Here is a 15,034-nt window from a genome sequence, read left to right on the forward strand (position 1 = left end):
CCCCACCTTTTTACACACCCCCCCCCCCACACACCCCCCCCCCCCCCCCCGCTCTCCCTGGGGGGGGGCGCCCCCCCCCCCCCCGCGCCCCCCCCCCCCCCCCCCCCCGGCCGGACCATGATCAGCTGTGCCGGGTCCGGCGGCGCGGACGCTCGCCGCCCTCGCCACCCTCGCCGCCGCCCTCGCCGCCGCCCGGGGCGCGCTCGCCGCCGGCCGGGCCACGACCGCCCCGGTCGCCGCCGCGCTCGCGGTCACCGCGGTCGCGCGGGCCCCGGTCGCCGCCGCGGCTGGCCGGACGCTCGCCGCCGGCAACCTCGCCGGTGGCGGCCGGCGCCTCGGCGCCCTCCGGGCGGACCTTGTCGAGGTAGATCTTGCCGCGGGCGTCGATGTCCGCGATCTCCACCTCGACCCGGTCGCCGACGTTGAGGAAGTCCTCGACCCGCTCGACCCGCTTGCCGTCGCCCACCTTGGAGATGTGCAGCAGGCCGTCGCGGCCCGGCAGCAGCGAGACGAACGCGCCGAACGCGGCGGTCTTGACCACCGTGCCGAGGAACCGCTCCCCCGCCTTCGGCAGGGTCGGGTTGGCGATGCCGTTGATCCGGTCCACCGCCGCCTGGGCCGACGGGCCGTTGGTCGCGCCGACGTAGATGGTGCCGTCGTCCTCGATGGAGATCTCGGCGCCGGTCTCGTCCTGGATGGCGTTGATGGTCTGGCCCTTCGGGCCGATCACCATGCCGATCTTGTCGACCGGGATCTTCACGGTGGTGACCCGCGGGGCGTACTCCGACATCTCGGCCGGACCCTCGATGGCCCGCTGCATCACGCCGAGGATGGTCTGCCGGGCCTCGTTCGCCTGCTGGAGCGCGGCGGCCAGCACGTCCGACGGGATGCCGTTGAGCTTGGTGTCGAGCTGGAGCGCGGTGACGAACTCCGGCGTACCGGCGACCTTGAAGTCCATGTCGCCGAACGCGTCCTCGGCGCCGAGGATGTCGGTCAGCGTCACGTACCGGGTCTTGCCGTCCACCTCGTCCGAGATGAGACCCATCGCGATGCCGGCGACCGGCGCCTTCAGCGGCACACCGGCCGACAGCAGGCCCAGCGTCGAGGCGCAGACCGAGCCCATCGAGGTGGAGCCGTTGGAGCTGAGCGCCTCGGAGACCTGCCGGATGGCGTAGGGGAACTCCTCGCGCGACGGCAGCACCGGGATCAGGGCCCGCTCGGCGAGCGCGCCGTGGCCGATCTCGCGCCGCTTCGGCGAGCCGACCCGGCCGGTCTCACCGGTCGAGTACGGCGGGAAGTTGTAGTTGTGCATGTAGCGCTTGCGGTTCTCCGGCGAGAGGGTGTCCACCATCTGCTCCATGCGCAGCATGTTCAGGGTGGTCACGCCCAGGATCTGGGTCTCGCCCCGCTCGAACAGCGCCGAGCCGTGGACCCGGGGCAGCACGCCGACCTCGGCGGTCAGCGAACGGATGTCGCGCGGGCCGCGGCCGTCGATGCGGACCTGCTCGCGGAGCACCCGGTTGCGCACCTCGGACTTGGTCAGCGACCGGAAGGCGGCGGACAGCTCCTTCTCCCGGCCCTCGAAGCGACCGCCCAGCTCCTCGGCGGCCTTGGCCTTGACCCGGTCCAGGGCCTCCTCGCGGTCGGCCTTGCCGGCGATCTTCAGGGCCTCGGCGACCTCGGCGCGGGCCAGGTCGGCCACCGCGTCGTACACGTCGGCCTGGTAGTCCAGGAAGACCGGGAACTCGGCGACCGGCTTGGCGGCCACCTCGGCCAGCTCGCTCTGGGCGCGGCACAGCTCGCGGATGGCGGGCTTCGCGGCCTCCAGGCCGCTGGCGACGATCTCCTCGGTCGGGGCGGTGGCACCGCCCGCGATCAGGGCCACGGCGTTCGGGGTGGCCTCGGCCTCGACCATCATGATCGCGACGTCACCGTCGTCGAGGGTGCGACCGGCCACGACCATGTCGAAGGTGGCCCGGGCCAGCTCCTCCAGGGTCGGGAAGGCGACCCACTGGCCGTCGATGTGCGCGACCCGGGTGGCCCCGATCGGGCCGGAGAACGGCAGGCCGGAGAGCTTGGTCGACATCGACGCGGCGTTGATCGCGACCACGTCGTACGGGTGCTGCGGGTCGAGCGCGAGGATGGTCTCGACGACCTGGACCTCGTTGCGCAGGCCCTTGACGAACGACGGGCGCAGCGGCCGGTCGATCAGCCGGCAGGTGAGGATCGCGTCCTCGCTGGGGCGGCCCTCGCGGCGGAAGAACGAGCCGGGGATCCGGCCGGCGGCGTACATCCGCTCCTCGACGTCGACGGTCAGCGGGAAGAAGTCGAACTGCTCCTTCGGCTGCTTGCCGGCGGTGGTGGCGGACAGGACGACCGTCTCGCCGAGCTGGGCGACGACGGAGCCGGCGGCCTGGCGGGCCAGCCGGCCGGTGGAGAAGGTGATCTCACGGGTGCCGAAGGACCCGTTGTCGATCACGGCGGTGCGGGATTCGGTGCCGAGGTTTTGCCCGGTCATGGTTAGGTGGTGCTCCTTCGCATCGGGGGGCCCACGACGCGGGGAGCTGCTCAGACGGCCGGTCTTCGATCGAAGCGCCCGGGGTGCCGGCGAGCTGCCGGGGTTCCCGGGGGCCACTACCGGAGACCGGTACGCTGACCGGCTCCCTGTCGGGTGGTCGCGCGGCCCCTGTTTTTCGTCAGGTGGTGGACGCCGATCGGGGGAGCGACCCGCTGGGTCGCTCCCCCGTCACGTCAACGGCGCAGGCCGAGCCGCTCGATGAGCGAGCGGTAACGGCTGATGTCCTTCTTGTGGACGTAGTTGAGCAGCCGACGGCGACGGCCGACCAGCAGCAACAGCCCGCGACGGCTGTGGTGGTCGTGCTTGTGCACCTTCAGGTGCTCGGTGAGCTCGGCGATCCGCTTCGTGAGGACCGCGACCTGCACCTCCGGCGAACCGGTGTCGCCCTCGGCGGTCGCGTACTCCGCGCGGATCTTGGCCTTGGCTTCCTGGTCGAGCGCCATGTTCTCCCTGTTTCGATGGGTTGATCACTGGTGTCCGTCGTGTCGGTCGGTGGACCGGAGACGGACCGGCACCTCGCACCCGCGGCGTCGTGCAGGCACGCGAGGCCCCACGTCGGTCAGCCGACGTCTCCGCCAGACTACCAGCCCTCGGCGGAACCGCCCGTCAAGGGCGTCCGACGTGGCGGGCCGGCTCAGCCGAGGGCGCGGCGGGTGCGCTCGACGTCCTCGGCGATCTGGGCGATCAGCGGCTCGACCGCGTCGTAGCGCACCTGACCGCGCAGGTGGGTGACGAAGTCCAGGGCCAGCCGCTCGCCGTACAGGTCCCCGGAGAAGTCCAGCGCGTACGCCTCGACCCGCCGCTCCAGGCCGGAGAACGTCGGGTTGGTGCCGACCGAGACGGCGGCGGCCAGCCACTTCCGGTGCCCCCGGCGGACCAGCCGGGCGGCGTAGACGCCGTCGGCGGGCACCGCCACGTACCGGTGGCAGAGCAGGTTGGCGGTGGGGAAGCCCAGCTCACGGCCGCGCTGGTCGCCCCGGACCACCACCCCCTCGACCCGGTGCGGACGGCCCAGCGCGGCGGCCGCCGCGGCGACGTCGCCGGCGTCGACGCAGGCCCGGATGTAGGTCGAGGAGAACACGGTGCTGTCCTCGGCGACCAGCGGCGCCCCCTCGACCGAGAAGCCGAAGGTCCGGCCGAGGCGCTCCAGCAGCGCCACGTCGCCGGCCGCCTTGTGCCCGAACCTGAAGTTCTCCCCCACCACCACGAGGGCGGCGTGCAGGTGCTGGACCAGGATGTCGTGCACGAAAGCCTCGGCCGGCACCCGGGAGAACTCCGGGGTGAACGGCACCACGCAGAGCGCGTCGACGCCGAGCGCCTCGATCAGCTCGGCCTTGCGGGCGGGCTCGGTGAGCACCGCCGGGTGGGAACCGGGGCGCACCACCTCGGCCGGGTGCGGGTCGAAGGTCACCACCACCGACTGCACGCCCAGTTCCCGCGCCCGGGCCACGGCGTGCCCGATGGTCGCCTGGTGCCCCTTGTGCACGCCGTCGAAGACGCCGATGGTGACGACCGAACGGCCCCAGCCGCCGGGCGCCGCGTCGTACCCCCGCCACCGCTGCATGACGTTCCTCCCCTACCTTCCGCGACCGGCCGCGCCGGCGGGCCGTACTCCGCCCACCGTCAGGCCGGGGCGAGCACGATCTCCGCGCGGGCCCGGCCGTCCCGCTCGCTGACGATAGCGATCAGGCCGCCGCCGGGGCCGAAGACGGCGTACGGCCCGGCGAGGCCGACCGGGTCGAGCGGGCCGCCGTGGGAGAGCACCTTCGCCTCGTCGGCGGTGGCCTGCCGGCGCGGGAAGAACCGGTCGGCCGCGGCGTCGAGCGGCAGGTTCACCACCTCGGGCGCGCGCTGCTCCAGCTCGTCGAGGGTCGCCGCCTCGGTCAGGGCGAAGCCGCCGACCGCGGTGCGGCGCAGCGCGGTCAGATGGCCGCCGACCGAGAGCGCCAGGCCCGCGTCCCGGGCCAGCGCCCGGATGTACGTCCCGGACGAGCAGGTCACGTCCACGTCCACGTCCACCACGTCGGGGGTGTCCCGCCGGATGGCCAGCACGTCGAGGCGGCTCACGGTGACCCGGCGGGCGGGCAGCTCGACGCTCTCCCCCTCGCGTACCCGCTTGTACGCCCGCTGGCCGTCGATCTTGATGGCGCTGACCGCGCTCGGCACCTGGTCGATCTCGCCGGTCAGCGCCGCGAACGCCGACCGGATCGCCTCGTCGGTGACCGTCCCGGCCGGGGTGGTGGCCAGCACGTCGCCCTCGGCGTCGTCGGTGACGGTGGCCTGCCCGAGCCGGACGGTGGCCGCGTAGCTCTTGCCGGCGCCGATGACGTACGTCAGCAGCCGGGTGGCCCGGCCGACCCCGATCACCAGCACGCCGGTGGCCATCGGGTCGAGCGTGCCGCCGTGCCCGACCCGGCGGGTCCGGGCCAGCCGGCGGATCCGCGCCACCACGTCGTGCGACGTCATGCCGCCGGGCTTGTCGACCACGATCAGACCGTCTGCGCTCACGACCGCCAAGCCTGCCAGACCGCGTCGTGCCGCCCGCCACCGCACGGCACAATGCGGCGGTGCCCCCTCCTCGACACCCCGGAGCCCCATGAGCACCCCGCCCTCGCGCGAGCACCACGCCCGGGTCGATCTGCCCGAGTGGATGCGCAACCCCGAGCCGCCCCGGCGGACCCTCGGCCGACGCCTGTCCGACCTGGTGGACGCCACACCGGGCCTGCGCGAGGCTCGGCGGGCACTGTGGCGCCGGCGGGAACGGAGCCGGTTCAGCGAGCGGCACCCGGCCGTCTCGGCGATCGTGTCGTTCGTTGTCGTCGCGACGGTGGCGACGATCCTCGTCGCGGGCGCTGCCTACGTGTTGGCGAGAATGCGGGCAGGCTACCCCCAGTGAGCCCCGGCCTGGGCCGCCGCGAAAGGCGCTGCGCGGCCGGGCCGCCGGGTGCGAAGATCATGCGCCTCTGCCCCGCCGTAGACCAGGATGCGCGATGACCGAGCAGCAGCCACCCGTTCCGGCACCCGCCTGCGACCCGGCCGGCGAACGGACCCCGGCGAGCCAGCCGGCCCCCGCCAGCCAGCCGGCCCCGGGCGGCGAACCGACACCGGGCGCCGAACCGGCCCCGGGCGGCGAACCGGCCCCGGCGGCCGGACCGGGCCGGTACGCCGTCGCCCACGGCGAAGAGCAGATCCGGCTGCCGGACTGGATGCGCCAGGTGGGCACGGAACAACAGCTGGACCGGGCGGAGCGGCGGCGGCTGGCCTGGGGGCGGCATCGCGGGAAGCTGCTCGTCGGCGCGGTCGCGCTGGGCGCGGTGGCCCTGCTCGGCGCGACGGTGACCGTCGTTCGCACCGTCGTCGACGGCGTCCGCAGCGCCACGCCGTCGACGCCGTCGACGGGCGCGGACGGCTCCCCCGGTGGGCCCCGGGACTACTTCGCCGGCACCCCCGCCGCCGGGTTCGCCGTCGGCGAGCAGGGCATCCGACTGCCCCCGGCCCGACCCACGGGCCCGTTCAGCGCGGCGCAGGTGCGTACGGCGCTCGACACGACCCGGCGGGCGCTGATCGAGAGCCGCCTGGGTGCCACCATGCTGCACGGCAGCTACAAAGCCTTCCTCGCCGTGCTCGCGGAGGACGCCCGCGAGGAACTCTCGCCATACTTCACCGACGCACGTTTCTGGTACTTCGCCACCCGGATGGACAAGAGCTTCCGCGTGAAGAAGGAGATCAGGGTCTCCGGAAAGATCAGCTACGAGGCCACCGAGAACGCCAACGGGGTCCCCGTGCTGGCGGTGACCACCCGGTTCTCCTGGGTGTACGCCTTCGAGCGGCTGGCCGGGGAGGCCCCGCCCGAGGCCGACCTGGTGGTCGTCCGGGACGCCGTGGTCTGGCACCTGCCCCACCCCGACGACGCCTCGCCCTCGGAGCGTGGCCTCTGGCTGGACTCCGCCGAGGCCGTCATCTGGAACGCCGAGTGCGACCTGTTGAGGCGGGAGGGTTTCCTCGACGTGAAGCCCTGGGCGTCCGACGGCCGCCAGGCCGGGCCGGCCCGCGGGGTGCCCCTGGCGGAGGTCTTCGACCCTGAACGGGCCGCCCGCGTCCCCGGGTCCTGCTGACCCTGGCCCGCCGCCGGCCACGGGGCCCGCCACCGCGTGCGGCCACGAGTGCCGCACACCGTGGGAGAGCGGAGAATTCCTCCTCCACCAGGGGCGTAACGGGGTGCCCGTCCGTTCCGCTCAGCGGACGGCGCCGACCACGACCCAGCCGCCGGAGCGCAGCCGCAGCAGCAGGGCCGCCAACCGGAGCAGCACGAACAGGAACAGGCCGGCCCAGATGCCGCCGAGGCCCAGGTCGAACGCGTACGCCAGCCAGATCGCCGGCAGGAAGCCGCCGAACGCCGCGACGATCGTGAGGTTGCGCAGGTAGCGGACGTCACCCGCGCCGATCAGCACCCCGTCGAGGGCGAACACCACGCCGCCGATCGGCTGCAACGCCACCAGCCAGGGCCAGGCGACCATGGCCTGGTCGCGTACCTGCTCGTCGGAGCTGAACAGCCCCGGCACGACGCCGGCCCCGACGGCGATGAGGGCCGCGAACGCCACGCCGCAGCCGGCGCCGAGCAGCGCGACCCGCCGGGCCAGGGCGCGGGCGCCGACGTCGTCGCCGGCCCCGAGCGCCGCGCCGATCAACGCCTGCGCGGCGATCGCGTGGGCGTCGAGCACCTGGACGGTGAAGAACCACAGTTGTACGGCGATCTGGTGGGCGCCGACCGCCGCCGCACCGAACCGGGCGGCGACGGCGGTGGCGGACAGGAAGCTGGCCTGGAAGGCGACGCCCCGGACCAGCAGGTCCCGGCTGAGCACGAGCTGCTGGCGGATCACTCCCGGGCGGGGGCGCAGCACCACCCGCTCGCTCACCAGCGCGGCGGCGAACAGCCCGCCGGAGATGGTCTGGGCCACCACGTTGGCCACCGCCGAGCCGGTGAGCCCCCATCCGACGGGGTAGACCAGCAGCGGGCAGAGCAGCGCGGAGAGCAGGTTGGGCCCGAGCACGAACCACAGCGGCCGACGGGTGTCCTGCACGCCACGCAGCCAGCCGTTGCCCGCGGCGGCGAGCAGCAGCCCGGGGGCGCCGAGCGCCGCGACCCGCAGCCACCGCCCGGCCGCGTCGGCGACCTCACCGGGCCCGGCGAGCGCGTCGACCAGCGGGCCGGCGCCGAGCTGCATGACGAGCGCGACCAGCACCCCGACCCCGAGGGCCAGCCAGGACGCCTGCACGCCCTCGGCCACGGCGGCGGCCCGGTCGCCGGAGCCGAACCGTCGGGCGGCCCGCCCGGTGATCCCGTACGCCAGCACGGTGCCCAGCCAGGCGATCAGGGTCATCACGGTGCCGGCGACGGCCAGCGCGGCGAGCGGCAGCCGGCCGAGGTGACCGACCACTGCGGTGTCGACCAGGACGTAGAGCGGCTCGGCGGCGAGCACCACGAGGGCCGGCAGGGCCAGGGTGGCGATCCGTCGCGGCGAGGCGACGGCGGACTGGGCGGGGGCGGGCTGACTCATCGCCGCCGATCCTGGCACGGCCAGGGTAAGGAGCACAAGCAGCGCTATTCCTTACGCGCCACCGGCAACCACACTTCCCGCCGCCCCACCCTCACGGATGCCGCTCCGCCCACACGGACGACCACCGCGCCGCGCCTCACCAAGCAGCCCCAGGAAACGCGCATTTTCGGGAAAGAGTGGCCTCGTGGGCGGCCTGAGGCGCCCTTCCCCGGAAATTGCACCGGCGCGGGGCGTCAGGGCTGGGCGGGGCGGGTCACTGGCGGGTGTCCATCGACGTCTGGAGAGCGCGGCGGGCCTGCTCGCGCGCCTCGTCGGTGTTCTCGGTCTTGGGCTTGCTCGGCATGATTCGGTCCTTCCAGGGTGCGGGCCACGGCGACGTGGTGGCCCTGCGGCCGGTCGTGCTGACGCCCGACGGGCGGTCCGGGATCACCGGAGCGGCCGGTCTGGGCGTGCGCCCGGGTCGGTCTGACCCTGGAGGGAGGCGGAGCCGGGTGCGGCGCCACCACCGTTGACCAGCACCGCGGGACACGGCACCGGTCGATTCCCAAGTTATCGTTCAGGTCCACATGCTGCCCACTCTTCCCGCCATCTGGACAGGGTGAGATTCCCACCGGTGCCGGTCCCGGAGGGTCGCGGACCGAGGTCGGCGACCCTCAGCGGGCCAGGAAGTGCCAGCCGAGCCACCACCAGAAGCCGAACAGGCCGATCCGGCCGACCGGCACCGGACCCACCTCGTAGCGCATCACGTAGGCGCAGACGTCGGCCAGCGACGGGATCCGGGAGCCCGGGCGGCGGGCGGCCCACTCGACCGCGGCGAAGAGCACCAGGGCGGTGACGAAACCGCCGATGGCGAGTGTCCGCATCATCGCCGCACCAGCCCCCAGAACGCGGCGAGCCAGGCGAACCAGGCCGCCGAGCGGACCAGTTCGTCCTCCAGCAACGGGTCGGCCAGCCGGGAGAAGGTGGGAAACTCGTCACCGGCCTGCAGGACGAAGGTGGCGCCCTCGAAGACGCCGAACACGGCCACCGGGAGCAGCCACCAGACCGTGCCCATGCCGAGCCGGCGGGGCGCCGGCCGGCGGGACACCCGGGCACCCAGGCCCAGCCAGATCAACGCGCCCCCGGTGCCGAGCGTGTAGAGGTTCGCCGAGGCGGAGAACGAGGGCAGTTGCCCGCCGACGAGAGAGAGGCAGACCAGCACCGGCACGGAGACCACGGGACGGTCCCAGACCCGGGGCTCCGTGACGATGAGCTCTCGCGGGTGATCCATCCCGCAATTCTCCTCGCCCTGACGGAGCGCGGGAAGACCAACACTCCCCGGAGTCGTCCCTGAACTACGCCTCGATCAACGCCTTGTCCAGCTCGGCGCGGATGCCGGCCATCACGTCCTCGGCGGTGCCGCGACCGGTGAAGCCTGCCGCGAGCCGGTGGCCGCCGCCGCCGAGGGCGACCGCGACGTGGCTCACGTCCACCGCGCCCTTGCTCCGCATCGACACCGCCCACTCCGCCGCGCGGACCTGCTTGACCACGCAACTCACGTCGGCCTCGGCGGTGCACCGCACCGAGTCGATCAGCGCCTCCAGCACGTACGGTCGCTGGTCGTACCGGGCCAGGTCGTCGAGCGTCGCGTACGTCCAGACGAGGCCGTGGCCCCCGGCCGCCGCCGGCTCCAGTCGGGCCCGACAGAGCACCTCGCCGAACAGTCGCACCGCACCGAAGGGCCGGGTGTCGAAGACCCGGCGGGAGATGTCACCGGGCCGGATGCCGGTGGCCAGCAACCGGGCCGCCAGCTCGTGCACCGCAGGCGTGGTCGCCTCGAACCGGAACGACCCGGTGTCGGTGGTCAGCGCGACGTAGAGGCATTCGGCGATCGCGGCGTCCAGGGTCACCCCGAGCCGGGTCAGCAGCTCCTCGGCCACCACCGAGGTGGCCGCCGCCCGGGGGTCGACCAGGTTGATCCCGCCGAACCGGGTGTTGGAGGCGTGGTGGTCGAGCACCAGCGCGGCCCCTGCGGTCTCCAGCCGGTCGACCAGGCCGCCGAGCCGCGACTCGCTCGCCGCGTCGAAGCAGACGACCAGCTCCGGCGTCGGTTCCGCGTCGACCTCCGGGACCAGCAGATCCAGCCCCGGCAGGGCACGGAACGGCTCGGGCACCTCCGGCGGGCCGGGGAAGGTCGCCTGCAATCGGCGTACGCCGAGCTGACGCAGCCCCAGCCCGAAGCCGAGCATGCTGCCCAGCGCGTCCCCGTCGGGGTTGACGTGGCAGATCAGCAGGACCCGGGCGTCGTCCGGCAGGCGACGCACCGCCGCGACGGCGGCGACCCAGTCGGCCTCGGCCGGGCCGGGCCCGGCAGCAGGCCCCGCCACGGCCGGTCCGGTGTCGGCGGGCCCGGTGTCGGCGGGCCCGGTCACGGGCGGTCCGCGCCGCGGGGGGCGGGCTCGTCGTCGGCCCCCTCGTCGGCGGAGTCCCCGTCCTCGTCCTCCTCGTCCACCCGGTACGGCTGGGCCTCGCCCGCGTACCGGGCGCCGGCGGCGAGCCGCTGCACCTCGGCGTCGGCGGTGCGGGCCTGGACCAACAGGTCGTCGATCTGCTTGACCTGGTCCTGCACGTCGTCGAGGACGAAGGTCAGCGACGGCGAGTGGCGCAGCCCGAGAGCCTTGCCGACCGTGCTGCGCAGCATCCCCTTGGCGCTCTCCAGCGCCGCCGCCGTGCTCGACTGCTCCGCCGTGTCACCGAGGACGGTGTAGAAGACCGTCGCGTCGCGCAGGTCGGCGGTGATCCGGGCGTCTGTGATAGTGATCATGCCGAGCCGGGGGTCCTTGATCTGGCTCCGCACCACCGACGCGACCAGTTCGCGAATCCGCTCCGCGTGCCGGCGTACCTTGGCCGGATCCGTCATCTTGCCCACCTCCACGGCGTCCCGCTCCCGGCCGGTCCGGGGGCGCGGTACGCCGCCGGATCCGACCAGCCAACAATTCGAACACTACCTTCGCGGTCGGGTCGACCGCCGGGCACGGGCCTCACGGCCCGACGCCGGTCAGTCGTCGCCGTCGCCGTACAGGTGGCGACGCACCGACAGCAGCTCGACCTCGGGACGGCCCGCGACCAGGCGCTCGCACGAGTCGAGCACCTCGCGCACGTGCGCGCCCTCCGCGGCCACCACGGCCACGGCTATCTCCGCCCGACCGTGCAGGTCGAGCGCTCCCACCTCGGCGGCCGACACCTCGAAGCGGCGCAGCGCCGCCACGATCGGCCGTACATATGATCTCTTGGCTTTGAGCGACCGGGAGTCGCCCGGCAGCAGCAGGTCGAAGACCGCGGTTCCGGTGAACATCGCCCCGGACGATACCCGCTGCGCCCCCCACATGATCAAGGGGTTTACGCCGTTGCGGGCGTAAACCCCTTGATCACTGTGTCGAACGGGTCAGGCGCGCGGCTTCTCCCGCATCTCGAAGGTCTCGATGATGTCGCCGACCTGGACGTTGTTGTACCCGCCCAGGGTCAGACCACACTCGAAGCCCTCGCGGACCTCCGTCGCGTCATCCTTGAACCGCTTGAGCGAGCTGATGGTGAGGTTGTCCGCCACCACCTGCCCGTCCCGAAGCAGCCGCGCCTTGGCGTTGCGGCGCAGGATGCCGGACCGGACGATACAGCCGGAGATGTTGCCGACCTTGGACGAGCGGAAGACGTCGCGGATCTCCGCGCTGCCCAGCTCGACCTCCTCGTACTCCGGCTTGAGCAGCCCCTTGAGCGCGGCGTCGATCTCCTCGATGGCCTGGTAGATGACCGTGTAGTACCGGATCTCCACGCCCTCGCGGTCGGCGATCTCGCGGACCTTGTTGGCGGCCCGCACGTTGAAGCCGATGATCGTGACCGCCTCGGACGAGGCGCTCGCGAGCATGACGTCGCTCTCGGTGATCGCACCCACGCCCCGGTGGATGATCCTGAGCTGGACCTCCTCCGGGATGTCCAGGTTGAACAGGGCGTCCTCGAGGGCCTCCACGGAACCGGAGACGTCGCCCTTGAGCACCAGGTTGAGCGAGGTCTTCTCGCCCTCCTTGAGCTGCTCCATGAGCGTCTCGAGGGTGGCCCGGCCACGGGAGTTGGCGAAGGACGCCGCCCGCCGTCGTGCCTGCCGCTGCTCGGCGATCTGACGCACCGTGCGGTCGTCCGCCGCGGCGAGGAAGGTGTCGCCCGCCCCGGGGACCGCGGTGAGACCGAGCACCAGCACCGGACGGGCGGGACCCGCCTCGGCGACCTGGTTGCCGTTCTCGTCGAGCATCGCCCGGACCCGGCCGTGCGCCCCGCCGGCGACGATGGAGTCGCCCGCCCGCAGGGTGCCCTTCTGCACCAGCACCGTCGCCACCGCACCGCGGCCCTTGTCCAGGTGCGCCTCGATGGCCACACCCTGGGCCGGACCGTCGATCGGAGCGGTCAGCTCCAGCGACGCGTCGGCGGTCAGCAGGACCGCCTCGAGCAGCTCGTCGATGCCGATGCCCGGCTTCGCGGCCACGTTGACGAACATCGTCTCGCCGCCGTACTCCTCGGCGACCAGTCCGTACTCGGTCAGCTGCTGGCGGACCTTGTCCGGGTTGGCGTCCGGCTTGTCGATCTTGTTGACCGCGACCACGATCGGCACGTCCGCCGCCTTGGCGTGGTTCAACGCCTCGATCGTCTGCGGCATCACGCCGTCGTCGGCCGCGACCACCAGCACCACGATGTCGGTGACCTGGGCACCACGGGCACGCATGGCGGTGAACGCCTCGTGGCCCGGGGTGTCGATGAAGGTCACCGCCCGGTCCACGCCCTCGTGCGGGACGTGCACCTGGTAGGCGCCGATGTGCTGGGTGATGCCACCCGCCTCGCCGGCCACGACGTTCGCCTTGCGGATCGCGTCGAGCAGCTTGGTCTTACCGTGGTCGACGTGACCCATGACGGTCACCACCGGCGCACGACTGACCAGGCGGTCCTCCGCGACCTCGGCGTCGAGGTCGATGTTGAACTGCGCGAGCAGCTCGCGGTCCTCGTCCTCCGGGCTGACGATCTGCACGTCGAAGCCGAGGTGCTCACCCAGCAGCAGCAGGGTCTCGTCGGAGCACGACTGGGTCGCCGTGACCATCTCGCCCAGGTTGAACATCTCCTGGACCAGCGAACCCGGGTTGGCGTTGATCCTGTCGGCGAAGTCCGACAGCGAGGCGCCACGGGAGAGCCTGACGACCTGACCCTGACCCCGGGGGGCACCCGAGCTCATGGTCGGGGCCGACAGGTTGTCGAACTCCTGTCTGCGCTGCTTCTTGGACTTGCGGCCACGGGTCGGCCTACCGCCCGGACGCCCGAAGGCACCCGCGGCACCGCCGCCACGGCCACGGCCGCCACCACCCGGACGACCGCCGCCACCGGCCGGTGCACCCGGGCGGAAACCGCCGCCGGGAGCACCACCGCCGCCGCCGGGACCGCCACGGTAGCCGCCGCCACCGGCACCGGCACCGCCGCCACCGGGACCGCCGCGGAAGCCACCGCCACCGCCGCCGCCACCGGGACCGCCGCGGAAGCCACCGCCGCCGGCACCGCCGCCGGGACGACCCGCGCCACCGCCGCCGCCGGGACGACCCGCGCCGGGGCCGCCACCTGGACGACCGGGGCGCTGGCTCGGCATGGAGGCCGGGCTGGGCCGGGGCGGCATGGAGGCCGGACTCGGCCGGGGCGGCATCGACGCCGGGCTCGGGCGGGGACCGCCACCACCGGCGGCCGGGGGCCGCTGCTGACCGCCCTGGATACCGAACGGGTTGTTACCGGCGCTGCGCGCCGGCGGACGACCGCCCGGACGGGCACCCGGGCCCGGGGCCGGCGCGCCGGGGCGACCGGCGGCCGGGGAGCCCGGCCGGGGCGGCATCGCACCCGGACCGGTGCCCGGACCCGTGTTCGGCCGCGGGCCGGGACGGGGACCACCCTCGGTGGGGGGCTCCCGCCGGACGTTCTCTCGCTGCTGCTGCCGGGCGGCCTGGGCGGCCTTGACCGCGGCCTCCTGCTCGGCCTTCAGCGCGGCGGCACGCGCCTCGGCGGCCGCCACCTCGATGTCGTGGGCACTCGCCGGCTTGGCGACCGGAGCCGCCGGCTGCGGCAGGCCGGGAACCGGGCCCTTGGGCTTCGGGCCGGGGGTCGGCGGGCCGGGCCGCCGCGGCGGCATCGGCTTCGCCGCGACCCGGGGGGCACCCGGGGACGGGGACGGGGACGGAGTCGGGGTCGGCGTCGCACTCGGGGCGGCCGCCGGAGGGGCGGACGGTGCCGGCGAACCGGCGGAGGCGACGAATGCGTTACGCAGCCGCCGGGCGACGGGCGCCTCGACGGTGCTGGACGCGGACTTCACGAACTCGCCCATTTCCTTCAACTTGGCGAGAACGGTCTTGCTTTCGACCCCGAGCTCCTTAGCAAGCTCGTGTACGCGGGCCTTACCTGCCACTGCACTCCTCACTCCGAGGTCGTGCGGGCAGCACCCGCAGCAACCTCACTCGTGCACTTGAAGCCTGGTCATTTCAGGAACTTCATCGTGTGCTCATGTCGGTCGTCCTACCTTGCTAGCGACCCTCGCCCGGTCGGGATGACCTGACGTAGTGGTTGGCGCATCGAGATGCTCGGCCAGCTCACCGTGATCGACGACCCCGGTGACCCGCAGCGCACGCCCGAAGGCGCGCCGCCGCACCGCCAGCGCGAAGCAGGCCGGATCCGGGTGCATGTTCGCTCCCCGACCCGGCAGCCTGCGGGCCGGATCGGGACGGAGGCTGTGACCAGCCTCGTTACCGACCGCGACCATTCGCAGCAATTCGTTGGCCGGCGCACGTCGCCGGCAACCCACACAGGTGCGCTCCGGCAGCGCGTGTCGTACCACCGGAAGAAGTCT

The 15,034-nt window shown here is 73.6% G+C and carries 14 protein-coding genes; 2 read left to right on the top strand and 12 right to left on the bottom strand.

What is annotated here, in order from left to right; translation table 11 throughout:
* Positions 1–121: 121 nt before the first annotated feature.
* The 4 genes from ABT023_RS20220 to truB all read right to left on the bottom strand — a co-directional run bounded on the left by ABT023_RS20220 (position 122) and on the right by truB (position 5,086).
* On the bottom strand, positions 122–2,518 hold the full coding sequence (locus ABT023_RS20220) for a polyribonucleotide nucleotidyltransferase (protein WP_350887858.1): 2,397 nt from the start codon (positions 2,516–2,518) through the stop codon (positions 122–124).
* Between the two features lie 233 nt (positions 2,519–2,751).
* Positions 2,752–3,021: a 30S ribosomal protein S15 gene (gene rpsO, locus ABT023_RS20225; protein WP_350887861.1), complete on the bottom strand. Its 270-nt coding sequence runs from the start codon at positions 3,019–3,021 to the stop codon at positions 2,752–2,754.
* Positions 3,022–3,212: 191 nt separating this feature from the next.
* The gene (locus tag ABT023_RS20230; RefSeq protein ID WP_350887863.1) at positions 3,213–4,142 is read right to left on the bottom strand and encodes a bifunctional riboflavin kinase/FAD synthetase; all 930 of its coding nucleotides are present in this window, start codon (positions 4,140–4,142) and stop codon (positions 3,213–3,215) included.
* Between the two features lie 59 nt (positions 4,143–4,201).
* Positions 4,202–5,086 (bottom strand): tRNA pseudouridine(55) synthase TruB, encoded by an 885-nt coding sequence (truB, locus tag ABT023_RS20235; RefSeq protein WP_502890729.1) that lies wholly within the window; start codon positions 5,084–5,086, stop codon positions 4,202–4,204.
* Between the two features lie 88 nt (positions 5,087–5,174).
* Here truB and ABT023_RS20240 point away from each other — a divergent pair, with 88 nt between their 5' ends.
* Positions 5,175–5,474, top strand: coding sequence for a hypothetical protein (locus ABT023_RS20240; protein WP_350887866.1), 300 nt, complete (start codon positions 5,175–5,177; stop codon positions 5,472–5,474).
* Positions 5,475–5,568: 94 nt separating this feature from the next.
* Positions 5,569–6,693 (top strand): hypothetical protein, encoded by a 1,125-nt coding sequence (locus ABT023_RS20245; protein ID WP_350887868.1) that lies wholly within the window; start codon positions 5,569–5,571, stop codon positions 6,691–6,693.
* A gap of 120 nt (positions 6,694–6,813) precedes the next feature.
* On the opposite strand, the gene ABT023_RS20250 is transcribed toward ABT023_RS20245, so the two are convergent.
* The 8 genes from ABT023_RS20250 to ABT023_RS20285 all read right to left on the bottom strand — a co-directional run bounded on the left by ABT023_RS20250 (position 6,814) and on the right by ABT023_RS20285 (position 15,022).
* The gene (locus ABT023_RS20250; protein ID WP_350887871.1) at positions 6,814–8,136 is read right to left on the bottom strand and encodes an MATE family efflux transporter; all 1,323 of its coding nucleotides are present in this window, start codon (positions 8,134–8,136) and stop codon (positions 6,814–6,816) included.
* A gap of 653 nt (positions 8,137–8,789) precedes the next feature.
* Positions 8,790–8,999 (bottom strand): DUF6186 family protein, encoded by a 210-nt coding sequence (locus tag ABT023_RS20255; RefSeq protein WP_350887976.1) that lies wholly within the window; start codon positions 8,997–8,999, stop codon positions 8,790–8,792.
* Positions 8,999–9,406, bottom strand: a complete 408-nt coding sequence (locus ABT023_RS20260; RefSeq protein ID WP_350887873.1) for a hypothetical protein — start codon at positions 9,404–9,406, stop codon at positions 8,999–9,001. Before ABT023_RS20260 ends, ABT023_RS20255 begins: the two co-directional genes overlap by 1 nt.
* Before the next feature lie 64 nt (positions 9,407–9,470).
* Complete coding sequence (locus ABT023_RS20265; protein WP_350887978.1) at positions 9,471–10,502, bottom strand: DHH family phosphoesterase; 1,032 nt, start codon at positions 10,500–10,502, stop codon at positions 9,471–9,473.
* Between the two features lie 41 nt (positions 10,503–10,543).
* Positions 10,544–11,035 (bottom strand): 30S ribosome-binding factor RbfA, encoded by a 492-nt coding sequence (rbfA, locus tag ABT023_RS20270; protein ID WP_350887875.1) that lies wholly within the window; start codon positions 11,033–11,035, stop codon positions 10,544–10,546.
* 138 nt (positions 11,036–11,173) lie between these two features.
* Positions 11,174–11,470, bottom strand: a complete 297-nt coding sequence (locus tag ABT023_RS20275) for a DUF503 domain-containing protein (protein ID WP_350887877.1) — start codon at positions 11,468–11,470, stop codon at positions 11,174–11,176.
* Positions 11,471–11,560: 90 nt separating this feature from the next.
* Positions 11,561–14,596: a translation initiation factor IF-2 gene (gene infB, locus ABT023_RS20280; RefSeq protein ID WP_350887880.1), complete on the bottom strand. Its 3,036-nt coding sequence runs from the start codon at positions 14,594–14,596 to the stop codon at positions 11,561–11,563.
* 93 nt (positions 14,597–14,689) lie between these two features.
* Entirely contained in the window at positions 14,690–15,022 is a 333-nt protein-coding gene (locus tag ABT023_RS20285) for a YlxR family protein (protein WP_350887882.1), read from the bottom strand.
* Between the last annotated feature and the right edge of the window lie 12 nt (positions 15,023–15,034).

Source organism: Micromonospora sp. NPDC002296 (assembly GCF_040296145.1).
Taxonomy (GTDB): domain Bacteria; phylum Actinomycetota; class Actinomycetes; order Mycobacteriales; family Micromonosporaceae; genus Micromonospora.